The organism is Ruegeria sp. C5 (assembly GCF_056537605.1).
Window position 1 is genome coordinate 23,713 of record NZ_JBQFRX010000010.1, and the last position, 24,367, is coordinate 48,079.

General features: G+C 57.5%; 24 protein-coding genes. 5 read left to right on the forward strand and 19 right to left on the reverse strand.

The window, feature by feature from the left end:
- Positions 1-10 precede the first annotated feature (10 nt).
- The 5 genes from ccoS to ACR0AW_RS20545 form a co-directional block, all read right to left on the reverse strand.
- The gene (gene ccoS, locus ACR0AW_RS20525; RefSeq protein WP_074737762.1) at positions 11-169 is read right to left on the reverse strand and encodes a cbb3-type cytochrome oxidase assembly protein CcoS; all 159 of its coding nucleotides are present in this window, start codon (positions 167-169) and stop codon (positions 11-13) included.
- 5 nt (positions 170-174) lie between these two features.
- Complete coding sequence (locus tag ACR0AW_RS20530; RefSeq protein ID WP_170732470.1) at positions 175-2,352, reverse strand: heavy metal translocating P-type ATPase; 2,178 nt, start codon at positions 2,350-2,352, stop codon at positions 175-177.
- Positions 2,353-2,354: 2 nt separating this feature from the next.
- Positions 2,355-2,813, reverse strand: a complete 459-nt coding sequence (locus ACR0AW_RS20535) for a FixH family protein (protein WP_170732471.1) — start codon at positions 2,811-2,813, stop codon at positions 2,355-2,357.
- A 2-nt stretch (positions 2,814-2,815) separates the two neighbouring features.
- Positions 2,816-4,243: a cytochrome c oxidase accessory protein CcoG gene (gene ccoG, locus ACR0AW_RS20540; RefSeq protein ID WP_170398610.1), complete on the reverse strand. Its 1,428-nt coding sequence runs from the start codon at positions 4,241-4,243 to the stop codon at positions 2,816-2,818.
- A 111-nt stretch (positions 4,244-4,354) separates the two neighbouring features.
- Entirely contained in the window at positions 4,355-5,233 is an 879-nt protein-coding gene (locus ACR0AW_RS20545; RefSeq protein ID WP_170732473.1) for a LysR family transcriptional regulator, read from the reverse strand.
- A 101-nt stretch (positions 5,234-5,334) separates the two neighbouring features.
- Between ACR0AW_RS20545 and ACR0AW_RS20550 the strand changes: the two genes are divergently transcribed.
- Entirely contained in the window at positions 5,335-5,493 is a 159-nt protein-coding gene (locus ACR0AW_RS20550; protein WP_170398617.1) for a hypothetical protein, read from the forward strand.
- Between the two features lie 151 nt (positions 5,494-5,644).
- Here the strand turns inward: ACR0AW_RS20550 and ccoP are convergent, their stop codons facing one another.
- Genes ccoP through ccoN form a run of 4 tightly spaced genes read right to left on the reverse strand, consistent with a single transcriptional unit; the run spans position 5,645 to position 9,079 of the window.
- Positions 5,645-6,508 (reverse strand): cytochrome-c oxidase, cbb3-type subunit III, encoded by an 864-nt coding sequence (ccoP, locus tag ACR0AW_RS20555; protein WP_170732475.1) that lies wholly within the window; start codon positions 6,506-6,508, stop codon positions 5,645-5,647.
- Entirely contained in the window at positions 6,505-6,717 is a 213-nt protein-coding gene (locus ACR0AW_RS20560; RefSeq protein WP_170398624.1) for a cbb3-type cytochrome c oxidase subunit 3, read from the reverse strand. The genes ccoP and ACR0AW_RS20560 overlap by 4 nt, the downstream gene beginning before the upstream one ends.
- Before the next feature lie 11 nt (positions 6,718-6,728).
- On the reverse strand, positions 6,729-7,457 hold the full coding sequence (gene ccoO, locus ACR0AW_RS20565) for a cytochrome-c oxidase, cbb3-type subunit II (protein ID WP_170398627.1): 729 nt from the start codon (positions 7,455-7,457) through the stop codon (positions 6,729-6,731).
- Positions 7,458-7,471: 14 nt separating this feature from the next.
- Entirely contained in the window at positions 7,472-9,079 is a 1,608-nt protein-coding gene (gene ccoN / locus ACR0AW_RS20570) for a cytochrome-c oxidase, cbb3-type subunit I (RefSeq protein WP_170398630.1), read from the reverse strand.
- 192 nt (positions 9,080-9,271) lie between these two features.
- Here ccoN and ACR0AW_RS20575 point away from each other — a divergent pair, with 192 nt between their 5' ends.
- On the forward strand, positions 9,272-10,111 hold the full coding sequence (locus tag ACR0AW_RS20575) for a universal stress protein (RefSeq protein ID WP_170398633.1): 840 nt from the start codon (positions 9,272-9,274) through the stop codon (positions 10,109-10,111).
- A gap of 42 nt (positions 10,112-10,153) precedes the next feature.
- On the opposite strand, the gene ACR0AW_RS20580 is transcribed toward ACR0AW_RS20575, so the two are convergent.
- Both ACR0AW_RS20580 and fnrL read right to left on the reverse strand, forming a co-directional pair.
- Positions 10,154-10,408 (reverse strand): GlsB/YeaQ/YmgE family stress response membrane protein, encoded by a 255-nt coding sequence (locus ACR0AW_RS20580; protein WP_170398637.1) that lies wholly within the window; start codon positions 10,406-10,408, stop codon positions 10,154-10,156.
- 39 nt (positions 10,409-10,447) lie between these two features.
- Complete coding sequence (fnrL, locus tag ACR0AW_RS20585; protein ID WP_170406526.1) at positions 10,448-11,191, reverse strand: transcriptional regulator FnrL; 744 nt, start codon at positions 11,189-11,191, stop codon at positions 10,448-10,450.
- 61 nt (positions 11,192-11,252) lie between these two features.
- Here fnrL and hemN point away from each other — a divergent pair, with 61 nt between their 5' ends.
- Complete coding sequence (gene hemN / locus ACR0AW_RS20590) at positions 11,253-12,608, forward strand: oxygen-independent coproporphyrinogen III oxidase (RefSeq protein WP_170406528.1); 1,356 nt, start codon at positions 11,253-11,255, stop codon at positions 12,606-12,608.
- Between the two features lie 213 nt (positions 12,609-12,821).
- Positions 12,822-14,747, forward strand: coding sequence for an elongation factor G (locus tag ACR0AW_RS20595; protein WP_170732477.1), 1,926 nt, complete (start codon positions 12,822-12,824; stop codon positions 14,745-14,747).
- A gap of 22 nt (positions 14,748-14,769) precedes the next feature.
- Here ACR0AW_RS20595 and ACR0AW_RS20600 read toward each other — a convergent pair whose 3' ends face one another.
- From ACR0AW_RS20600 to ACR0AW_RS20620, 5 genes are all read right to left on the reverse strand, one after another.
- On the reverse strand, positions 14,770-16,347 hold the full coding sequence (locus ACR0AW_RS20600; RefSeq protein WP_170732479.1) for an ABC transporter ATP-binding protein: 1,578 nt from the start codon (positions 16,345-16,347) through the stop codon (positions 14,770-14,772).
- Entirely contained in the window at positions 16,344-17,450 is a 1,107-nt protein-coding gene (locus tag ACR0AW_RS20605; protein WP_170398652.1) for an ABC transporter permease, read from the reverse strand. Before ACR0AW_RS20605 ends, ACR0AW_RS20600 begins: the two co-directional genes overlap by 4 nt.
- Positions 17,451-18,545, reverse strand: coding sequence for a microcin C ABC transporter permease YejB (locus ACR0AW_RS20610; RefSeq protein WP_170398655.1), 1,095 nt, complete (start codon positions 18,543-18,545; stop codon positions 17,451-17,453).
- 1 nt (position 18,546) lies between these two features.
- Positions 18,547-20,457 (reverse strand): extracellular solute-binding protein, encoded by a 1,911-nt coding sequence (locus tag ACR0AW_RS20615; RefSeq protein ID WP_170732480.1) that lies wholly within the window; start codon positions 20,455-20,457, stop codon positions 18,547-18,549.
- Positions 20,458-20,631: 174 nt separating this feature from the next.
- On the reverse strand, positions 20,632-21,141 hold the full coding sequence (locus ACR0AW_RS20620) for a c-type cytochrome (RefSeq protein WP_170398660.1): 510 nt from the start codon (positions 21,139-21,141) through the stop codon (positions 20,632-20,634).
- Positions 21,142-21,262: 121 nt separating this feature from the next.
- On the opposite strand from ACR0AW_RS20620, the gene ACR0AW_RS20625 reads away from it, so the two are divergent.
- On the forward strand, positions 21,263-22,096 hold the full coding sequence (locus ACR0AW_RS20625) for a prephenate dehydratase (protein ID WP_170732482.1): 834 nt from the start codon (positions 21,263-21,265) through the stop codon (positions 22,094-22,096).
- Positions 22,097-22,212: 116 nt separating this feature from the next.
- Here the strand turns inward: ACR0AW_RS20625 and ACR0AW_RS20630 are convergent, their stop codons facing one another.
- Genes ACR0AW_RS20630 through nudC form a run of 3 tightly spaced genes read right to left on the reverse strand, consistent with a single transcriptional unit; the run spans position 22,213 to position 24,215 of the window.
- Positions 22,213-22,710: a GNAT family N-acetyltransferase gene (locus ACR0AW_RS20630; protein ID WP_170508813.1), complete on the reverse strand. Its 498-nt coding sequence runs from the start codon at positions 22,708-22,710 to the stop codon at positions 22,213-22,215.
- Between the two features lie 14 nt (positions 22,711-22,724).
- The gene (locus ACR0AW_RS20635; RefSeq protein ID WP_170508814.1) at positions 22,725-23,192 is read right to left on the reverse strand and encodes an SRPBCC family protein; all 468 of its coding nucleotides are present in this window, start codon (positions 23,190-23,192) and stop codon (positions 22,725-22,727) included.
- Between the two features lie 39 nt (positions 23,193-23,231).
- Positions 23,232-24,215, reverse strand: coding sequence for an NAD(+) diphosphatase (gene nudC / locus ACR0AW_RS20640; RefSeq protein ID WP_170732484.1), 984 nt, complete (start codon positions 24,213-24,215; stop codon positions 23,232-23,234).
- Positions 24,216-24,367 lie beyond the last annotated feature (152 nt).

The window sequence follows — 24,367 nt, forward strand, 5'->3', positions numbered from 1 at the left end:
GACGCCTCTGTCAGGGCTTGGGCTTGTCATCCCATTCGTCGCTTAGGATACGGCGCGCATCGCCTTCCGGATCCTCATACTGGTTCGAGCGGACCGTGTAGATAAACGCAACCAAGCCAACCCCGCCCAAAAGCAGGGAAATCGGGATCAGATAGGCAAGCACTTCCATCAGAGTTACCTCAGCCGCAAGGCGTTCAGCGAAACAGTAATCGACGAGGTCGACATCGCCAACGCCGCAATAAGGGGTGTCGCCAACCCGGCAACGGCCAGCGGCACCGCGATGATGTTATAGACAGTGGCGATCCGGAAATTCTCGCGAATCCGACGCGTCGCCCTGACGGCTGTATCGCAAGCCTCAGCGATCGGGGACAGATCATTGCCCAGTAGCACGATATCCGACGCCACCCGCGCGGCATCCAAGGCGCTGGCCGGAGAAATCGAGACATGCGCCGCCGCCAATGCCGCCGTATCGTTCAGCCCATCGCCGACCATCAGAACCTGCCGACCCTGATCACTCAGCTCCCGCACTTTGGCGGCTTTGTCTTGTGGCAAGGCCTGGGCGATCCAGTTCTCAATGCCAAGCTTGCCCGCCAAGGCCTGAACCGCGCCTTGCATATCGCCGGAAATCAGGATGACGTCTTTGCCAGCAGTGCGGAAAGCCGCAACCGCCTCGGCAGCGCCTGCGCGCAGACTTTCGGTAAAAGTAAAGCGTGATGGCGTCCGCGATCCAATTGCGAGCCAGGCTGCGGTCTGCTCACCATCTTCGCCGCCGACCCAGGCCGCTCGACCCAGCCGGACCTGCTGATCACGGTAAACGCCCTCAGTGCCATATCCCGCCACCTCAACAACATCGTGCAACTTGGCAGGCTTGATCCCGGCCTCACGCGCAGCCTTTGCAAGGGCAAGAGACAAGGGGTGCGAAGACGCTTCGGCCAATGCCAGAGCCACTTGCAAATCGGTACGCGAATGATCACCAAGATTGGTCAACTCGGGAGCACCAGATGTTAGGGTGCCGGTCTTGTCAAATACCACAGTATCCACTTCGGCCAGCCGTTCTAACGCGGTCGCGTGTTTGATCAGCATGCCGCTGCGGAACAATCGGCCTGATGCTGCAGTGGTTACCGCCGGGACTGCCAAGCCCAGCGCGCAGGGACATGTGATGATCAAAACCGCCGCAGCGATATTCAGCGCCGTCCGGATATCGCCCGAATAAATATACCATCCTAAGAAGCTGAGCGCGGAGAGTATATGTACCCCCGGCGCATAAAGCTTGGCCGCCTTGTCTGCCAGCGAGGTATACCGTGACCGGCCCGATTCAGCGATGGCTACCAGATCCGCCATACGGTGCAGCGAGGTATCTTCCCCGACTGCCGTCGCACGGATGGTCAGAGGGCCGGTCAGGTTAACCTCACCTGCACTGACGTTCAGCCCGGCCTCGGCAAAGACCGGGAGGGTTTCCCCGGTCAGCAGCGACCGGTCCAACTCGGACTGGCCCGAGATGATTTCGCCATCCACTGGCATGCGACCTCCGGGGCGAACCAGAATCAGATCACCCACGTTAAGGCTCGCAACCGCCACTTCCGCTTCGGTCCCATCCACGAGCCGGATGGCGCGCGGGACCTCCAGCGCGGTTAGTTCTTCGGCAGCCGAACGTGCCGCGGCACGGGTGCGATAGTCCAAATACCTGCCCGCTAGCAGGAAGAATGTCAGGGTCAAAGCCGCGTCGAAATAAGCATGTTCACCGCTGAGTGCAGTTTCCCAAAGCGACGTGACCAGAGCTAGCAGTATCGCCAAAACAATCGGCACATCCATATTCAACCGGCGTACGCGCAGCGCGCTCCAGGCGTTGGAAAAGAAAGGCTGGGCCGAGAACGCAATTGCAGGCAGCGCAATCGCCGCAGATATCCAGTGGAACATGTCGCGCGTCGCATCGGTGGCGCCGGACCAGACCGACACCGATAACAGCATCACGTTCATCGAAGCAAAACCCGCCACTGCTAGCCGCATCAGCAGATCGCGCCCGGCCTTATCGGTTTGCGTAGCCGAAAGCGCACCCGGGTCCAGTTCGTGGGCTTCAAAGCCAGCGCGCTCCAGCACCGGGATCAGATCGGCGGCGCGCGTATCCGGTGCCGCCTTGATCATCGCGCGTTTCAGCGTGAGATTGACCCGCGCGTCTTCAACGCCGGGATGGGCATTCAACTCACGCTCGACCGTAGAGATGCAGGCCGAGCAGTGGATGCCCGGCAGCGACAGCGCGATCTGCACATCCTCTGGGATTCGCAGCGCCGCTTCCGCCGGGGCTGCGATGCAGCCGGGACAGGCTGCCCGAGATGGAGTGGCTTGCGCAACCATCTCTAACCTTTCACATACAGGGGCACACGTTGCGCGAACTCGGCACCATCTTTTGCTTTCGCCACAAGGCGAATGTTCCAGTTACCTTTGCCCAGGGCAGCCGGGGCGGCATAGGCGATGCCATCAAAAGTAAAGTCCGGCGAGAAGTCTTCCTTCACATGGGTGGCGCGCCCCACCACGGCCTGCAGATCTGCCACTTCAACAGGGGAACCGGTCTGATCGGTTATGTATAGCACCAGCAGCCCTCCGGTCAGCTCGGCCTTGATGTTCCAACCCAAGGCCTGCTGTTCCTTCAAACGTTCATTGAACTCCTGGCTGGCTACATAAGTGTTCTTCACCTCAAGCCCCGGAAAGGTCTTGATTGCACTATAAGCCAAGACGAGGTTCACCGTGATGATCACGCCAAAGGCCGCGACAAATACCGCCAATGCGTGTTTGCCTGTGAATTGACGTTCTGCCATTCTCAGCTTCCTCGTCCGTTGAAACTGGTATCCTTGTAGGCCCGCTCACCACTTTCCAGATCTTCGACCCAGATGCGAACCGAGGTGCTGTCAGCCGCTGCAGGGGCGGTACCCTGCGGAGCGGTGATATAGACGCGGGTCAATTGTGCCGTATCTGCGGTAACATTAACAGTCTCGCCTTCAACACCTTCGATTTCAATCTGCAGCGAAGGATCGCCAGCAATCGTCAGTTTGAATGGCCGATCCTCGCCATGTTTGTTGCGCAGGCGTACATCATAGGTGTTACGGATCGTGCCATCTGAAAGGGTAACGAAAGTCGGATTCCGCACCGGCGCAACCGTCAAATCGATATCCGAACGAATGAACAGCGCAAAGAGCAATGCAAATCCGACCAGTGACCATAGCGCCGTGTACAGGATCGTGCGCGGACGCAGGATGTGTTTCCAAACGTTTTTGGGTGGCTGACCTTCGCGTTCGCGGGCCTCATCACTCAGCGCCATATAATCGATCAGACCACGGGGCTTGCCTATCTTAGCCATCATGTCATCGCAGGCGTCGATGCAAAGCGCACAGGTAATGCATTCCAGTTGCTGACCGTCTCGAATGTCGATCCCTACCGGACAGACATTGACGCAAGCCATACAATCGATGCAATCGCCCAGCTCGCTGTCAGCCGTACGTTTGCCTTTGCCGCGTGGTTCACCCCGCCATTCGCGATATCCGACGACCAGGGTATCCTCGTCCATCATCGCGGCCTGAATGCGCGGCCATGGGCAGGCATAGATGCAGATTTGTTCGCGTGCAAAGCCACCGAAGAAAAATGTGGTGCCGGTCAGAATCAGCATCGTCGTATAGGCCACTGGATGCGCGTTTCCGGTGACCAGATCACGCGCCAGCGTTGGTGCATCCGCAAAATAGAAAACCCAGGCGCCACCAGTTGCGAGCCCGATGAAGAACCAAGCGACCCACTTGGTCAGGCGCAGCCGCGCCTTGCGGAAATCCAGCTTTTTCTGCCTGTGCAGACGCAGGCGCGCATTACGGTCGCCCTCGATCCAGCGCTCGACAAGGATATACAGGTCCGTCCAAACCGTCTGCGGGCAGGCATATCCGCACCAGACCCGCCCAAGCGCCGAGGTGAACAGGAACAGACCCAATCCTGCCATGATCAGCAGCCCAGCGACAAAATAGAACTCGTGCGGCCAAATCTCGATCCAGAAGAAATAGAATCGGCGGTTCGCCAGATCCAGAAGAACGGCCTGATCCGGAAGGCTTGGCCCGCGATCCCACCTGATCCAAGGCGTCACATAGTAAATGCCCAGCGTCACCGCCATGATGATCCATTTCAAATTGCGAAACGGGCCGGACACACGTCTCGGGAAAATCGGCTCTCTGGCGGCGTAGAGACTGGGGGTGGGATTGGAATCGCTCACAGGCTGGCTCCGCAACTGGCTATTCTGAGTGTGTGTTCTTCCAGATCACGAGGCAAGGGACTTTGACATGGGTCAAAACGCGCATCGAGCAGACACCTTTAGACGCGTGAATTACTGCTGGCTTCGCGTTTCGCGCCTCAGCCAGTTGATGAAGATTTTCACGGATCGCCTAAGAGCTTGTTTTTGCGTAACTATATGATACCCGCGCGTATCCGGCTCGGCGAACAGTTCGACGATGCGGCCCGCTTTGATGTCCGCTTCGACGAATTGTCGCACAGTGACGGTGACCCCTTGCCCAGACCGCAAACCATCCAGCAGCAGGTTACCGGGAAGCTGCGTACGCCCCGCGCCGCGTTCGGGTCCGACACCTCGCTCAGTCAGCCATTTTGTCCCCTCAGTCGTGCCAATTTCCTCAAGCCACGGCAACTGCGCAAGTTCTGCCGGGGACCAATCGGTCTTGTTACCCAATAGTGTGGGTGAGGCGACGATGACCATCGGCGTCTGCAACAACATCTCACACTCCACCCCTGGCCAACCGCCAGCGCCATAACGGATTGCCACATCCACCCCACCCGGTTGCAGCTCGACCACCTCAAAGGTTGGATCGAGGATCAGGTTTACGTCGGGATGCGTCGCGCGGAAACTCGGCAGTCGCGGCATCAGCCAAGATGCAGCGAAGGAAGACGTCAGCGACACATGAACCGGGCGGTCCTGAGCCGAGCGAGCCAGATCACCCACAGCAGCCTCGATCGCACCAAATCCAAGCTGCAGGGCACGGGCCAGATGCTCACCTTCCGCGGTAAGTGTCAGCGCTTTGCCCGTTCGGTCCAGCAGAGCCGCGCCCAGATGTTTCTCGAGCGCGCGAAGCTGCTGACTGATTGCAGCGTGGCTAACATTGAGCGCAGCACCGGCCTCGACAACACTTCGCTTCTCAGCGAAGGCCGCAAAGGCCCTGAGAGAGGCCAACGGCGGCAGTGATAGCCAGTCCATATGTAAACCCTACTTACACATTGAAATGGTAATTGAGTCGCATTCGGCGTGCGAAAGGTCAATCTTAAAGCTCAGAAACAACTCTGCACAGGAGGGAAACCATGCTGACCGTATTCGCCAGATCTTTTTTGAACGCGACACGCATCAATACGCCTCACATCTACGATGCGCCAAAGCCGGGCCGTCGCAAGCGGCGCTGGCTGCCCGAACATCATTGGTGGAGAGAAAACCCGCGCGATGTAAATCTGAACGATCTTTGATACTGGTTTGAATGCCGTATCTGGACCGGCAGAGATTGCAGCCCTATTGTTTGAAAATCGGCACCGGCTGTTCTGGAAACGCGCGAACAGATGGAACAGCCGGTGCCTAGACCTTCGGGCGGGAGACCGCCCGGAGGTGTTCTTTTAACCCTTACTGACCGCCACCCAACTGGTGGACATAGGCCGTCACGGCGCGGATTTGCGCGTCGGTCAGGCGATTTTCCCATGGGGGCATCACGCCAAAGCGGCTGTAGGTGACCGTCTCGGTCAGGGCCTCTTGGCTGCCGCCGTAAAGCCAGATCGCATCGGTCAGATTCGGCGCACCCTGGGAAACGTCGCCTTTGCCGTCATCACCGTGGCAAGCCGCGCAGTTGTCTTCGAACACAATCTTGCCTGCCTGCGCCGCCGCGTCATCGGTCTGGGCGTTGGTCAGGGACATGACGTATTGAACCACTTGAGTGATCTCATCCTTTTCGAGGATCTCACCAAAGGCCGGCATCTCGGAATAGCGCGCGTCGTCGCTTTCCTCGTTCCGGATGCCATAGGCGATGGTGTACTCGATATCCTCAAGCGAGCCGCCCCACAGCCAGGCATCATCCAGCAGGTTCGGGAAACCCGGCGCACCCTGCGCGCCCGATCCGTGGCACTGCGCACACCAGGTTCGGAACACAGCGCCACCAGAGTTAACTGCGTATTGTTGCAGCTCCGCGTCGGCCGAGATTTCTTCCAGCGGCGTTTCCACCAACTTGGCATTCCACGGCGCATTCGCTTCTTCGAACGCGACCATTTCCTGCTGCACCAGCTCGCGCGAGGACCAACCCAGCACACCGGCGGTTGCCGATTGAACCAAGGGCCATGCGGGGTACATGATCGTGTAGATCACGCCCCAAATGATGGTCGCGTAAAAGGTCCAAAGCCACCAGCGTGGCATCGGATTATCGAATTCCTCGATTCCGTCCCAGCTGTGACCCGTGGTGTTAGGATCGCCCGGCTGTTTTTCAGGTGTCTTACTCATTGCCGCGCCTCCTTGGATGTGGCGGGTTTGTCGTCGCCCCGACGGGGCGCTGGGGCATCAGCGTGCCGGAACGGGATGTTGGCGGTGTCCTTGTATTCCTTGCTGGCACCAGGGCGGAAAACCCAGATGATGATGCCAATAAAAAACGAGAACAGGAGCAGCAACATCCAGCTATCCGCGAACTGCCTTAGAATTGTGTATAGTTCCATCACACCCTCCTTTAACGGCTTGCGTCCGGGGTGAAGGTCGAGAAATCGACCAGCGTGCCCAGCATCTGGAGGTAAGCAACCAACGCATCCATTTCAGTCAGCTCGGGCTGACCGTCAAAGTTACGCACATTGACCTTGTCGCCATAGCGTTCCAACAATCCATCATAATCGCTGTCCGGATCGGCCTGCGCCCGAAAATCGGCCTGCGCCTGTTCAAGCATCTCGTCGGTATACGGGGTGCCGACCACGGCATTTGCCGCCATGATGTCACCGATATACTTGCCGTCTAGCTTACGATCCTCAAGGAAGCCGTATTTCGGCATCACCGATTCCGGCACCACCGATTGTGGATCGCGCAGGTGGTCCACCTGCCATTGATCCGAATACCGGCCACCGACGCGGGCAATATCCGGCCCGGTGCGTTTGGACCCCCATTGGAACGGATGATCATACATGGATTCAGCCGCCAGCGAGTAGTGGCCATAGCGTTCAACCTCATCACGCATCGGGCGGATCATCTGGCTGTGGCAAACATAGCAGCCTTCGCGCAGATAAACCTCACGCCCCGCCAGTTCGAGAGGGGTGTAAGGGCGCATGCCCTCCACCTTCTCGATGGTGTTCTCAAGATAGAACAGGGGCGCGATCTGTACGATGCCACCGATGGTCACGACCAGAAAGCTGAAGATCAGCAGGAGGGTCGCGTTGGTCTCGAGGATCTTGTGTTTGTCGAGAATTGCCATTGCTCCGGCCCTCCTTATTCAGCCGGGACCGCGACGGTCAGGCTGGCCTCTTTGGCCGGCGCTTTCCGTACAGTCATCCACAGGTTGTAGCACATGATCAGCGAGCCAGCGACGAACATCACGCCACCCAGCGCACGCACCACATACATCGGGAACTTCGCGGCAACGGTGTCAGCGAACGAATTCACCAAGAAGCCATTGGCGTCCACTTCACGCCACATCAGGCCTTCCATGATACCGGTGACCCACATCGACGCCGCGTAGAGAACGATGCCAATGGTGGCGAGCCAGAAGTGCCAGCTGACCAGCTGCAGCGAGTACAAACGCTCACGCTTCCACAAAACAGGGACTAGGAAGTAAAGAGCACCAAAGGTGATCATACCGTTCCAGCCCAGCGCGCCCGAGTGTACGTGACCGATAGTCCAGTCGGTATAGTGGCTGAGGCTGTTCACAGCGCGGATCGACATCATCGGACCCTCGAACGTGGACATGCCGTAGAAGCCGACCGAAATCACCATCATCCGGATCACTGGGTCAGTGCGTAGTTTGTCCCATGCACCCGACAGGGTCATCAGACCGTTGATCATACCACCCCACGAAGGCATCCATAGGATCACCGAGAACACCATGCCAAGGGTCGAGGCCCAATCAGGCAGCGCAGTATAGTGCAGGTGGTGCGGACCAGCCCAAATATACAGGAAGATCAGCGCCCAGAAGTGGATGATCGACAGCTTGTAGCTGAATACCGGACGCTCAGCCTGTTTCGGGATGAAGTAGTACATCATACCCAGGAAACCGGCAGTCAGAAAGAAGCCCACGGCGTTGTGGCCATACCACCACTGGATCATGGCATCCTGAACACCAGACCAGACGATGACCGATTTCGATCCCCAGATGCTGACCGGGATGGTCATGTTGTTGACCAGGTGCAGCATGGCGACAGTCACGATAAAGGCCAGATAGAACCAGTTTGCCACGTAGATGTGCGGCTCTTTCCGCTTGATGATCGTGCCCAGATAAACAGCCAGATAGGCAACCCAGACAACAGTCAGCCACAGGTCAACGTACCATTCAGGTTCGGCATATTCTTTCGACTGCGTTCCACCAAGTATATAACCGGTTGCCGCAAGCACGATGAACAGCTGATAGCCCCAGAACACGAACCATGCCAGGTTTCCACCCCAAAGTCGCGCAGCGCTGGTGCGCTGTACGACATAGAACGAAGTTGCGATCAACGCGTTACCGCCAAAGGCAAAGATAACCGCCGATGTATGCAAAGGCCGCAGACGCCCGAAATTAAGATAGCCCTGCGCCCATTCGAAGTTTAGCGCCGGAAAAGCTAGCTGGAATGCAATAAAAGTCCCCGCCAGGAACCCGACTACCCCCCAGAATGCGGTTGCGATCACGCCGTAGCGGATCACGTCATCCATATACTCACCAGAGCGGTCGACGAGGATATCTGGCTCTTCCGTGTTTCTAAGCGTCCAGATGAACAGACCGCCGGCGATCAACATCACCAGAATTGCGTGCACCTGATACGCCAAATCCCGTGCGTAGTTAGAGCCGATGGCTGCGAACAGCACCACCAGCCCAAGCACGATCAGCTTGATGTAATTTGACATATTGCGTCCCTTTGCCATGCCTCGCGCGATTCTTCGTGTCACGCGAAACCTTTTTGACTGCATGCTGTAATGCAGCGAGGTCGCCTTTGACGCTTTGATCTGCATCAAGACAAGCCCCTGTTTTCTGTGAGAGGTATTTTGCAGAAACAGACACGCGCTGGCAACGGACAGCGCCGGAAACATGAGGTCGACATGGCATTTAAATCTCTTCTTACGGTCATGACGGAAACCAAGCTTTCTCAGAACGCACTGGCACAAATGGTGGCATTGGCAGAAGGGCAGGACGCCCATGTCGAAGCGTTGTGTCTTGGCGTCGATCGCAGTCAGACCGGTTATTATTATGCCGGTGCAAACGCTTTGATCCTGCAGGAGACCCTGAGCCGCGCCAATGCCGAGGCGGACGAGATACTCGCCTACGCTCAGGATTATCTGGGTAAGTCGGGCGTGCGCTGGTCCGCTGAAAACGGGGTAGCTCAGATCGCTGATCTCGGGCGACATGTCGCACGTCGCGCGCGCTTTTCGGATCTCGTGGTATTGCCGCGACCTTATGGAAAAGACCGCGACGCAGAAGCTGAACCCATCGTCGAGGCCGCCATGTTCGAAGGCCATTCGCCGGTGCTGTTAGTGCCCGATGATAACAAACCGATTTCGGCCCCAAAAACCGTCATGGTGGGCTGGAACGAAAGCGTCGAAGCGATGCGCGCCATCCGTCGCGCGTTGCCATTCTTGAAGCAGGCCGAACTCACACGGATTGTTGTGATTGATCCACCGCGTCATGGGCCGGATCGATCGGATCCGGGCGGTCTGCTATCTCAGATGCTGGCGCGACATGGGGTGAAGTGCGAAATCGACGTGCTCAGCAAGACCATGACGCGCGTCTCGGACATCCTCAATCGCCACGCTGCCGATACCGAGGCCGATATGATCGTTATGGGGGCCTATGGCCATTCGCGCTTTCGCGAGGCCATTTTGGGTGGCGCGACCCGCAATATGCTGGAGCAATCAGAAATCCCCGTGTTTCTGGCCCACTGACGACGCCAACGAACGCAAAAGCCGCCCGTCTCTGGAGCGGCTTTATGTCTTGCGGATCAGGCCGATCAGGAACAGCAGGATCACCGCGCCGATAGTGGCAAAGAAGATCGAAGAGATGAGCCCTCCGCCAACCGCAAAGCCCAGGGCGGGAAAGATCGTGCCCGCCAGAAACGCACCGACAATCCCGACTATAATATTCCCGATCAGGCCGAACCCACGCCCTTCCATGATTTTCCCCGACAGCCAGCCAGCTATCGCGCCGATGAACAGCATGGCGAGTAAACCGCTAAATTCCATAAGGGACTCCCAATTGTTCGAGGGCGGCGGGCTGAGGCATCAGACCAGAAATCCGCCATCGGTATCGTCGCCCGCCTCTTCCATTAGGCGCCCCATATCGGGGATTGTTACATGGCGTTTACCTTCCAGAGTAATGACCTGATCTTTCTTCAAGGCGGAAATCTGTCGGCTGACAGTTTCCAGGGTCAGCCCAAGATAGTCGGCCATCGCCTCGCGCGTCAGTGGCAGGTCAAAGACAATCGGAGCTACCATTCCGGCTTGGTGGATTGACGCGTCCCGGCGCGCGATGATCGAAAGCAGGCTTGCAATCTTTTCTCGCGCGGTCTTGCGTCCAAGCACCAGCATCCATTCACGGGCCGCATCCAGTTCGTCCAACGTCATTTCCAGCAGGCGCTGCGAGATGTGAGGCGTCGTGATCATCATGTCTTCGAACGGCTTTTTGCGGAAACAGCACATCATCAGATCGGTGGTTGCAACCACGTCGTATGGCGCGTTGTCCCGTCCGGGGCGACCCACGAAATCGCTGGGCAGCAGCAGGCCGACCATTTGCCTGCGCCCATCCTCCATCGTCTGTGTCAAAGACGCGATTCCCGACACGACCGAGCCGACAAAATTCATCGGATCGCCGGACCAGATGATCGTCTGCCCCGCCTCAAAGCTGCGGTAGTACTTGATGTTCTCAAGCTCTTCCAGCTCGTCCTTTTCGCAATGCGCGCACACCGCACGATGCCGGATCGGGCATTCTGCGCAATTGGTGTGGTCGAATTGGGCCTTGAGTGTCATTCGCGCTTCCATTTGATTTCGGTCAAAGTACCCTGGGCCCTCCAGCTATAGTCATATCTTTATGACACTGAAACCTCAACTGGCACGGCTTGGACTTTTTGACGCGAAAGTACCGCGTTACACAAGCTATCCCACCGCACCCCACTTCAGCAATGACGTCGGGGCTGATCTGTTTAGCGACTGGATTTCCGGGATTGCTCCGGGCAGTTCAATCTCGCTTTACATCCATGTACCCTTCTGCCGTCGGCTGTGCTGGTTTTGCGCCTGCCGGACACAAGGCACCCAGACTGATAACCCGGTCATTGCCTATGTCGACGTGCTAAAGGCCGAGCTGGACCTGCTGGCGGCACGCCTGCCAGAGGGTGTTAAATTGTCGCGGCTACACTGGGGCGGCGGTACGCCGACGCTGTTGAATGCAGACTTGATGCGGGATCTGGCCGCGCGAATCCTTGAGATTGTGCCTTTAGGCCCAGACGCCGAGTTTTCCGTCGAGATCGATCCGAATGAGATCGACGAAGCCCGGCTGGATGCACTGGCCGAAGCCGGGATGAATCGCGCATCGATCGGCGTTCAGGATTTTGACGACGAAATCCAGAAAACCATCGGTCGCATTCAAAGCTATGACACCACCCGCGAAGCTGCCGAGATGATCCGCGCGCGTGGTATATCCAGCCTGAATGCGGACATTCTTTATGGCCTGCCCCACCAGACCAAGGCGCGCATGACCGAAAGTGTGCAAAAGCTGTTGTCGCTGAACCCTGACCGGGTCGCACTCTATGGCTACGCGCATGTGCCGTGGATGGCCAAGCGCCAGCAGTTGATTCCATCAGATGCCCTGCCCACACCGGAACAGCGACTGGAACTTTTTGAAACCGCCCGGCGACTGTTCCTATGGGACAATTATGCCGAGATCGGGATTGACCACTTTGCAACGCAGGACGATGGGCTGACCCATGCGCTGCGCGCTGGTCGATTGAAACGGAATTTCCAGGGCTATACAGACGATCAAGCTCCTATTCTGATTGGCTTGGGTGCCAGCTCGATCTCACGCTTCCCGCAAGGATATGCGCAAAACGCACCGGCAACCTCGGCTCATACGAAGGCCATACGCGAAGGGCGGTTCTCGACGTCGCGCGGGCATTTGTTCAAAGATCAGGATGTTCTACGGTCTCGTCTGATCGAAGCATTGATGTGCGATTTTCAGATCAACTCGGCCGAGATTCTGCGCGATTATGACATTTCAACTGCGGAACTGCAGCAAATGTACGCAACGGCAAACGCGGCCTTCGACGGGTTGCTACGCGTGGATGAAAACGGATTGTTCATACCGCCCGAAGCACGTGCGCTGACCCGCATGATCGCGCGCAGCTTTGACACGTATGATCTGAGTAAGGCTGGGCATAGTTCCGCGATCTGAACACTCTTCGGCAGGTCGTTTTTTGCGACCTTCCCTTACAAACCGGCACGGGGGCTTGACGCATGCCTTCGGTTTTCTCCACACTCAAGGGGTGGAGAGACCCACCTCTTCACAGCCTGAGGCAGGCAAACGCAGACAGTTCTTGCCGACGCGCATGCGTTCGACAGCCCTTTTCGTGCAGCCATACTGCAACCTGAAAGAGGGACAGCACTCATGCGCGTTTTCACCGTCCTCGGCCCCAGCCAATCGGGCAAATCCACCTTGGTCGAAGCGATCAGCCGCCTCGACGGGCGGCCCACCACATTCGATGTTGCCGGAACCGTGCATCTGCACGGTTTTTCTTATTTAAACGAACCGTGGTGCGCGGTGGACGTAGACGGAGGCGGCGATGCGCTGGCCTATGTCGGCCCAGCCATGGCGATCTCGGACGCAGCAGTTGTGGTTGTCCCACCTGACCCCGATGCCGCCGTTCTGTGTGCCCCGTATCTAAGGTTGGTCGAAGAGGCCGGCATTCCCTGTTTTTTATTCATCAACCGCATGGACAGCCCCAACGGTCGCATCCGCGACATCGTTGCTGCACTGCAGACCTATTGCACCCACCACATCGCTCTGCGGCAGGTGCCGATCCGGGACGGAGACACCATTATCGGCGCAGTCGATCTGATCTCGGAACGCGCCTGGAAGTATCAGGAGGGGCAGCCCTCGGCCCTGATCGAGCTACCGCAATCAGCGGAAGACCGCGAACAGGAAGCACGCACCGAGTTGTTGGAGACCCTATCGGATTTCGATGACAATCTGCTGGAGCAACTGATTGAGGACAAACAGCCCCCAAGCGACGAGGTCTACGAGCTGGCCGCACAGGTCTTGCAGAACCATCAGCTTATCCCGGCCTGCCTAGGTGCCGCGAGCCATGGCAACGGTCTGACCCGCTTGATGAAAGCGCTGCGTCATGAAGCACCGGAATTCAACATTGCAGCTGACCGGGATGAGGCCGAAGAAAACGCCCGTGCCATTGCTGGCTTTGCGGATGTGAAGAAGCATATCGGCAAGATCACCGTATTGCGCGGTCTGGGCGACGGCGTGAAAGCTCATGAACCCCTTGGTGGCGAAACTGTTGGAAATCTGACAACCTTGGACGCCAAGACCCAGATCAGCGCGCTTGAAGCCGGACATATTGGCCTTGCTGTCAAATCCGACCACCTTAATCCTGGCTTCATCTATGACAGCGCGGCGGCAACGCCGTTGCCGGAATGGGCCTCATCCCATCCTGCCGCGCATCGTCAGGTCGTATCGCCTGCGCATGAGCGAGACGACGTGCGCCTGTCGAATGCGTTGACCCGGCTGGTTGAGATCGACCCCGGCCTGCACCTGGAGCAAGACGAGTTGAGCGGTCATTCTATTCTGGGCTCACAAGGCCCGCAGCACATGCGCCGCGTGACCGCCAAACTCGCCGAGGATTTTGGCATCGAGATTGAGGCCGAAGCCGCCGGAACCGCCTATCGCGAGACCATCCGCACAAAGGTCGATCATCGCCATCGCCACCGCAAGCAATCCGGCGGTGCAGGTCAATTCGCTGATGTGGTGATCTCAATCGCGCCGCTGCCGCGCGGCTCGGGGTTTCAGTTCGAAGAAGTGGTCAAAGGCGGGGCCGTACCCCGGAACTACATTCCTTCGGTTGAACATGGGGCCAAGGACGCACTGGTTGAGGGGCCTGAAGGCTTCCCAGTTGTGGACGTCAAGGTGACACTCAGCGACGGCAAACACCATAACGTGGACAGTTCGGATTATGCTTTCCGCACTGCAGGCAAGAATGCCGTGCGCGAAGCGTTGCCAGAGGCGAAGCCCGTCGTCCTGCAACCTATCCTGAACGCCGAAATCCATCTGCCCTCAACCTTCGTCGGCGATCTTGTCCCGACGATCAGCTCGCTGCAGGGGCAGGTTCTTGGGTTTGAAGGCAACCCCAACGCCTCAGGCTGGGAAATCTTCAATGCGACACTCCCCGCCGTGGCCGAGGATGAACTGCACCGCACACTTGCCAGTGCTACCCGCGGGACCGGTTGGGTCAAACTACAATTCGATCACTATGAAGAGCTGCGCGGCCCCGTTCCCGCGTCAGCCAAAAACAAGGAAATAGCCTGACATCAAAGGCGCGGGGTGCGTGTCAGCCCGCCGCCACAATCAGCTCGCGGGTATAGTCGGTCTGAGCGTGTTCGAACAAATCTTCGGCAGCGCCCATCTCGACGACATCGCCGTTTCGCATGACGATCACGTTGTGGGACATCGCGCGCACGACCTTCAGATCGTGACTGATGAACAGATAGGCCAGCCCGTATTTCCTTTGCAGCTCACGCAGCAGGTCAACGATCTGCACCTGCACGGTCATGTCCAGCGCACTTGTAGGCTCGTCCAGAACCAGCAGCTTGGGCCGCAACACCATGGCGCGGGCGATGGCGATCCGCTGGCGTTGCCCGCCGGAAAACTCATGCGGATAGCGGTCCATCGCAGAGGGGTCCAATCCGACCTCGTTCATCACTTCGGCCACCAGATCGCGCGGGGCGCGATGAGGATCGACCTTATGGATGGCCAGCCCCTCGGCGATGATCTGCATGCAGGTCATCCGCGGGCTGAGGCTGCCGAACGGATCCTGAAATACGATCTGCATGTCCTTGCGCAACCGCCGCAACTCGCGCGTTGACCAGCGGCGCACATTCTGGTCGCGGAAAGTGATCCCGCCCTCGGACGCGATCAGACGCATGATCGCCAGCGCCAGCGTCGTCTTGCCCGAGCCGCTCTCCCCCACGATCCCAAGCGTTTCCCCGGCACGGACGCTGAGGGTCGCGTCGTTGACGGCCTTCACATAGCCTACGGTCCGTTTCAGGAAACCGCGCTGGATCGGGAACCAGACTTTCAGGTGATCGGTGCGGGCTACCTCTTCGGCATCCGGGGCCACCGGGTCGGGGTGCCCGGACGGCTCGGCCTCCAGAAGCTTGCGAGTATAGGGGTGTTGCGGGTTGTCGAAAATCTCCGTTGTCACTCCGGCTTCGACAATTTCACCGTCCTTCATCACGCAAACCCGGTCGGCGATGCGGCGGACGATGCCAAGGTCATGGGTGATGAACAACATCCCCATGTTCTCGGACTTTTGCAGTTCGGCCAGCAACTCCAGAATCTGCGCCTGGATGGTGACGTCCAGCGCCGTTGTCGGCTCATCCGCGATTAAAATGTCCGGCTTGTTCGCCAACGCCATCGCGATCATCACGCGTTGACGCTGCCCGCCGGACAACTGGTGCGGATAGCTGTCCAGCCGCTCCTCGGGGTCTCGGATGCCGACCTTGGTCAGCAGTTCTACAATCCGTTCCCGCGCCTCATCGCCGGTAACGCCCTGATGCAGAGCCAGCGATTCCGCCATCTGTTTCTGGATCGTGTGCAATGGATTGAGCGAGGTCATCGGCTCCTGAAAGATGAAACTAATGTCGTTGCCGCGCACGTCCATCAACCTGTCTTCGGACGCGCCAATCATCTCTTGACCGCCATAGGTGACTGAGCCTTCGACAATTGCGCTATCACCCAGCAGCGACACAGTGCTCAACGCCGTCACGGATTTGCCCGAACCGGATTCGCCCACCAAAGCCACCGTCTCACCGCGGTCGACGGTAAAGGACACGCCTTTGACTGCCGCACTCACCTGCCCGTCCTGCCGGAACGAGACCTTGAGGTTGTTCACATCCAAAAGGCTCATGAGAAGGTCTTTCTGGGATCAAACGCATCGCGGACGCCTTCAAAAATGAAGACCAACAGCGACAGCATGATGGCAAAGGTGAAGAAGGCAGTGAAGGCCAGCCACGGTGCCTGAAGGTTCTGTTTCGCCTGCAAAGTCAACTCTCCAAGCGACGGTGCTGAAGACGGCAAACCGAAGCCAAGGAAATCCAGCGAAGCCAGCCCACCGATGGTTCCGGTCACGATGAACGGCATGAAGGTCAGCGTGGCGACCATCGCATTAGGCAGCATGTGGCGAAACATGATCGTCATGTTACCCACGCCCAGCGCCCGCGCGGCACGGACATACTCCAAATTTCGTGCCCGCAGGAATTCAGCGCGCACGACGCCCACCAGTCCGGTCCAACTGAACAGGATCATCAGAATCACCAAGAGCCAGAAACTTCGCCCAAGAATCGCGAACATGATGATAATGACATAAAGCGAGGGTGTCGCCGACCAGATCTCGATAATACGTTGGAAGATCAGATCCAGCCAACCGCCAAAGAACCCCTGAATGGCCCCAGCAAAAATGCCGATCAAACTGGCCACACCGGTGACGAGTAAAGTGAACAGGATCGACAGGCGGAAGCCATAGATGACACGAGCTAACACATCTCGCTTGGTGTCGTCAGTGCCGAGCAGATTCTGACCATTGGGCGGCAGCGGTGCAGCGCCCGGGCGGTCCACGCTGGTGTTGAAGGAATACGGGATTGGAGGCCAGATGGCCCAGCCTCGCTCAAACCCATCCGCTTCGAACGTGCCCGCCTTGATTTCGTCGATAATACCTTCGGGGTCGTCGAAGCACTGATCCAATCCGCCGCTATCGATCAGGCACATGACCTCGGGGTCGCGATAGATCGCCTCGGTCTGGAAATCACCGCCGAACTCAGTCTCGGCGTAAAAGTTGAAGACAGGCGTGTAGATTTCACCCCGGTACTTTACCAGGATCGGTTTGTCGTTGGCGATGAACTCGGCAAACAGCGATAGGCCGAACAACACCGAGAAGATGATCAGCGACCAGAACGCCCTGCCATTGCGCCGGAAGTTGCGCCAACGGCGCTGATTGAGAGGGGAGAGTGCCATTTACCCCTCCCGCTTTTCGAAATCGATACGCGGGTCAACGAGCACATACATCAGATCGCTGATAATGCCGACGACCAGCCCCATCAGGCCAAATATGAAAAGCGTACCAAAAATTACCGGATAGTCGCGCGCCACTGCGGCCTCAAAGCCCAGACGCCCAAGACCATCGAGCGAGAAAATGGTTTCAATGATGATCGATCCACCGAAGAACACACCAATGAATACAGCAGGGAAACCTGCAATCACGATCAGCATCGCGTTGCGGAAGACATGACCATACAGCACCTTACTTTCACTCAAACCCTTGGCGCGAGCGGTCATCACGTACTGCTTCTTGATCTCATCCAGAAACGAGTTCTTGGTCAGCAGCGTCAGCGTTGCAAAGGCCGAGATGGTCAGCGCGATTATCGGCAAAGCGATGTGCCAGAAATAGTCAGTAATCTTTCCAAACAGGCTGAGGCTGTCCCAGTTGTCCGAAGTCAAACCCCGTAGCGGGAAAATCTGCCAGTAAGAGCCACCGGCGAACAACACCAGCAGCAGAATGGCAAACAGGAAACCGGGGATAGCATAGGCCACGATGATCGCACCGCTGGTCCAAGTATCAAAGCTCGACCCGTCCTTGATCGCCTTGCGGATACCCAGCGGGATCGACACCAGATAGGCGATCAGCGTCGACCACAGACCCAGCGAAATAGACACCGGCATCTTTTCCAGAACCAGATCAATCACACTGATCGAGCGGAAATAGCTCTCGCCAAAATCCAGCGTCAGGTAGTTGCCCATCATGCCTAGAAAGCGTTCCAGTGGCGGTTTGTCGAAGCCAAACTCTTTTTCCAGTTCAGCGATGAATTCGGGCGGAAGGCCACGCGCACCGACGTATTTGTCATCAAAGGCACCACCTGCGGGCTCGGCCCCGGCTCCGGCATCGCCACCACCAGCGAACCCAGCAAAGACGTCGCCCTGCCCTTCGATCTGCGCGATGATCTGTTCAATGGGACCACCGGGCACGAACTGCACCAGCGTGAAGTTGACGATCATGATGCCCAGAAGGGTCGGAATGACCAGCAACAGGCGTCTTAGGATATAGGCGCCCATGTTATCGCAGCGCGCCTTTGGCTTTCAGGTCAGCCTCTTTCTCGGGGTTGATCCACCACAGATCGAGATACCCAAGCGAGAATGGAGGCAGGTTTTCAGGGTATTCGTACATGTCGTAATAAGCCGTCCAGTAATCCGCCACATACCCATCGGGAATGACGAAGAACTCATAACGCAAGACACGATCCAACGCCATCAGCGCAGCATCCTGTTCTGCCTGATTTGTCGTGTCGAATGACGCTTCGATCACAGCGTCAACAAGCGGGCTGGCAAGACCGGCAGGGTTGAACAAGCTGAACGCGGCTTCCTCCGATCCGTACATCTGACTGAGACCCCCGCCGGTCGACAGGAACGAGCCGTAGCGGTTCGAATATACCATATCATAATCACGCTCACGCCGCCGCAGGGTGAATTGAGAAGGATCTACCTTCTCTGCCGAAGCATCCACACCGATCGACTGCAGGTTCTGCACATAGGTCTCGATCATGGTGGCGGTCGAGGTTGGAATGCTCGACGCATACGGAATATTGACCTTCAGCGTCTGCCCATCGGCATTGCGGCGCAGATTGCCGTCGCCGACGGGCCAACCAGCCTCGTCCAGCAGTTTCGAGGCTTGCCGCAAATTGCGACGGTCGTTCAACCGAGCTGGATTGGATTCGTGGACGACAAGCGCAGGCTCGCTGAACACCTCGGCCGGAACCACGTCACCCAGCGTTTCCAGAAACGCCAGTTCGGCACCCTCCGGCACGCCTGTCGCTTCAAGATGTGTCCCCTGCACAAATGAACTGCGCGGTGCGTTCAGACCGAACATCAGCGATTCATTTGCCCATTCGAAATTGAACGCCAGCGCCAGCGCTTTACGCACATTCTTGTCGGCAAATTGAGGCTTGCCCAGATTGAAAACGAAACCCGACGGCGTCGGTGGGCTACCATCCACGATCTCGTCCTGCACGACAAACCCTTCGCTGAGTTTCGGGAAATCGTAACTAGAGGCCCAGAGCTTGGGGTCACTTTCGATACGCATCGTGTATTCGCCCGCCTTGAACCCTTCGAAGGCGGCGGTTTGATCCGCGAAATACTCGATCCGGATAGTGTCGTAATTGTTGCGGCCTATGTTGATCGGCAGATCCTTGCCCCAATAATCGTCGCGACGCTTGTAGACTATACGACGGTTGATGTCATAGCTGTCCAGTTTGTAAGGACCTGAACCAACGGCGACCTCCAGCCGCGGTTCGTCCAGACGACGGCTTTCATCGGCCTCGAACCAGGCTTTTGAAAATACCGGGGTCGACCCGACGGTTTCGATCAACCCGCGCCGGGTGACATCCGGACTAAAAGTAAATTTTACAGTGTGGTCATCCAGAGCTTCAGCCCCTGTAACCATGCGCCCGACGGCTTGCGCATAAGACGGCAAACCCTGCTCAATGAACAAACGATGACTATAGACGACGTCTTCGGCAGTCACCGGGGTGCCATCCCAGAACATAGCTTCGGGGCGCAGATTGAAGATCACATAATTGCGCCCTTCGTCATATTCCATACTTTCCGCAACAACCCCATAATACTGCCCGACACTGTCCGCGGTACTTTCGATCAGCGGGTCATATTGAAGCGTAGTCAAAGCGCCTGCCCGCCCCTTGCGCGAATAAGGGTTCAGGGAATCAAACGTACCTGAGCCCGATAAAGACAGCTCTCCGCCCTTTGGTGCGTCTGGGTTGACGTAGTTCAAGTACGGATAGTCGGCCGGATAATCCAGATTTCCGAAATAGGAATACCCGTGGCTGCGCGTGACGCCCTCTTCATTGGCACGGGCAGGATCGCTGCTGCCCAGAACCAGTGTCGCCGAAATCCCAAAAGCCGCAGCCCAAGCGTGAATTCCGGTAAAGCGCATCTGGGGCAGAAGGGGTTTCATCAGGCTCGTCCTCTGAATTTCTGTCATCTTCATTGTCGTGCCCGCCAGCTAAAGGTCCAGCACTGTCAGTTGCAAGTTTAGAATGCGTGAACGCTTTGTGAAGTTCTTCTCAGACAAAAAATAAAGCCGCTGCGCAAGGCAGCGGCTTTAAATCCAGCAAATCTGATCAACAGATCAGTTGCCGATGGTCTGCAGATACGCAATCAGATCGGCGCGTTCTTGTGGTTTTTTCAGGCCAGCAAAGCTCATCGAAGTGCCCGAGATATAGGCGCTTGGGCGTTCTAGGAACGCGTCCAGGGCTTCGGGTGTCCAGTTGCCACCATGCGCCTGCATCGAGGCCGAATAACCGGTAAAGCCTTTAGCTGAGGCAACCGGGCGATCTACGACACCATAAAGGTAAGGACCTGTACCATTGGCGCCGTCTTCCAGTTTGTGGCAAGCGGTGCACTTGCGGAATACGCGCGCGCCTTTTTCCGGATCGGCTGCAGCCAACATATCTTCAAAGACTACTTCTTCGCCGTCCGCGCTTTCGCCCGAGCTTTCGGTTTCGATAATGTAAGCAGCTTCGGCAAGATGGCTGTCAGAGCTATAGAGGACATCCGCCCCCCATTTTGCCAGAAGCAACACCAGGAAGGTGCCAAACAAGCCGGCTGCGGCTTTGGTAACTGTCATCGTGTCGAACATTTTGATCGCGTGTCCATTTCAGCTGTCTGCGGGGTGTCTAAGGCTTCCCCTGAGAAGACGCAAGGTATAGACACCGCGACTAAACGCCCAATTCAAGAACTTGTTGCACGGAAACGACCAAATGACCAATCGCATAGCATTTCAGGGAGAACCCGGCGCATACAGTCACGAAGCCTGCCGGAACGCGCGACCGGATATGGACGCCCTGCCCTGCCGCACTTTCGAAGATGTGATCGAATCAGTGCGCTCAGGTGAGGCTGATCTGGCCATGCTACCGGTGGAAAATACCACCTATGGTCGTGTGGCCGATATTCACCGCCTGCTTCCGGATAGCGGGCTGCACATCATCGACGAAGCATTTGTGCGCGTGCACATCAACCTGTTGGGCGTACCGGGCGCGACTCTGGAGGATATCACTGAGGCGCATTCCCACCTCGTCTTGCTACCACAATGCGCAGGTTTCCTGAAGCAACACGGAATTCGTGGCAGGGTCAGCCCGGATAATGCTCGTGCCGCACGCGAGGTCGCCGAGATCGGCGACAAACACTCCGCAGCGTTAGCCAGTGAGCTGGCAGGTGAGATTTACGGCCTCAACGTTTTGGCCCGTCACATTGAAGATCAGGGCGACAACACGACCCGTTTTCTGGTGATGTCTCGTGAGGCCGACGAATCGCGCCGTGGTGATCACGGCATGATCACAAGTTTTGTCTTTCAGGTGCGTAACATCCCGGCGGCGTTGTACAAAGCGATGGGCGGATTTGCCACCAACGGAATCAACATGACTAAGCTGGAAAGCTATATGGTCGACGGGTCCTTCACCGCGACCCAGTTCTATGCCGATATCGTGGGTCATCCAGGCGATCGAAATGTGCAACTGGCGATGGATGAGCTTGAGCATTTTACCACCAACGTAGAAGTCCTCGGCGTTTATCCGGCGGCGCAACCTCGTGGATAGTGCAGGTAGTTGGCTCGCCCCTTCAAAGGAACGGCCTGGATAGGCGGGGCAGCTACGCTTGCACCTTAGAACAGTAATTAGAATCCTTCGGTGCGACATCCTGAAAGTGCGGCGGATTACGGGTTGGTCACTCCGGTCCCCATGCGATAGACCTTGCAAATCGCGCCATCCATCTGCCGGTACTCTCTGAATCCCATCGCCTCATAATAGCCAAGGCCGTCGAAATTGTTGGCCCCGATCGTAGCATCGATAGCGGGCAATCCCTGCTGCCGAGCGGCTTGAAGAGAACGTTTGAACAACGCCCGACCGATACCACATCGCGCAGCGGACGGTTTGATATGCGTCCCAATGATGCCCCACCCGACCGCAACGCCATACGGGTTGTTTCGGGTGGCAAGCTTCAACGACTGGAAACCCAGTATCTGTCCGTCCGGCGCAACGGCAAGGCTACACTGAATCCGCTCAGGGTCGCAGATGTAATGCGTCAGTGCAAAGGCGCTGTCGGCGGGCTTGGTCCGCTTTCCGGCCGCTACAAGCGCTGTTAGCACACCGGACAAGCCATCCGCATCGGCTTCGACAGCGTCGCGTATGATCGGTCTCGTTAAAGTACTCATCTACTTCTCGGTTGTCAGACACCATGGAGGTGTCGTTCCTCCATATCGCGCGCGAATTCGCTGAGACGGGTCTGGAACTGTCGCCTGAATCGGGATTGCCCTAACTTCAGGGATTGAAGCAATAGGCGGGCGGGCAGCGTTTTCGCACCCAGCGATGTTTCAACGCGCAGCCGTGTCCGACGTTGGGAAAGCGCCAAAAGCTCGATCACCGTGTCGCCGTTCATTCCCTTGCTGCTGGACTGGAACCGCATCAAGGACGGGCGATCGCATTCTGTCATCTCGATAATGATATGACGTGGCTTGCCACGTATTTTGAATTCGGTCTCCCAGGTTATTCCGGCCTGCGGCACAACCGACCCCGTGACCCGACGCACATCGACCCCGCGCCGCAAGGCTTTGCGTTCGAAGCGTTCAAAATCCGAGACCATGGTGAAGACCGTCTCGATTGGGACATCGATATCTTCCTGCGCTGAAAACTGCATGTTTGCTTTTCTCTGCCCTAGATTGGGTTCAGTTTCTCGTCAGTCCAGCGTGTCTGCAAGCCAGTGTTGCAACAAAAAGTGCGCAATCGCACCTTTTCGGGCAGGCAACAGCTTAGGGTGATCCCCAGCGAAGGCCTGCATCATCTCTGTCCGGGTGACCCAGATCGCATCCTCGATCTCGACCGGATCGATCTGGATATCGCGCGATAACGCCTCGCCTGCGCATCCAAACATCAGGGATGCGGGAAAGGGCCAGGGTTGGCTTGCGAGATAGCGCACCGCACCCACGGGCACGCCCGCCTCTTCCATCACTTCGCGCCGCACAGCGGCTTCCAGCGTTTCACCGGGCTCAACAAAACCAGCCAAAAGCGAATACATGCCTTCAGGCCAGCCCGGAGAGCGCCCCATCAGCACCGAATTGCCATGGGTAATCAACATGATGACCACAGGATCGGTGCGCGGGAAATGCTGGCCGCCGCAGGCCGGGCAACTGCGCTGCCATCCACCCTGAGACATCTCGCTGCGGGCACCACATCGGGCACAGAATTGATGCGTTTCGTGCCAGCCGATCACCGCCTTGGCGGTTGCCGCAATCTCTGCGTCTCGTGGGTTGAGGCGTGTCATGATGCGGCGCAGCTCGGCAAAGACACACCCCTCGGGCAGATCAGGGTGCTGCTGTTCGCTGCGGTCGACAAAATCTCCGACACCGGATAAATCCAGCCCTTCAGCCGCCCAGCCCGAGATGTCCATGGCAAAAAGCGGCGATCCATCCTCGGATTTTCCAAGGAAAATCGGTTGCTCGATCACACCGCCCGGGCCCTGTTCGAGAATCTTGTGCGCCATCGGAAGCCGGGCGAGCCGGTCCAGTGCCTCACCCTCAACCAACAGTTTGCCACGCCACAGCAACACACATGTTGCCAAAGGGTCACGATAAACCTGTGCCAGTTTGTCCGCGTCGCCGCGCAGCAAACCCGCCCGATCCAGTGCCGAGCCGCCAAATGTCACCTGTTCTGCGCGTTTCATGCCTGCCGTTCCTGACTGCCGCGCAAAGGGCTGCCACGTCTTACCTGATCGTGCAACGGGTATCGACCAAACATTTTTCGACCCTGCCGCGGAATGACCGCAGCATCGCCCCGGAAATTGCATTAAATCGGCCTCATGGTGGAAACGTTGGC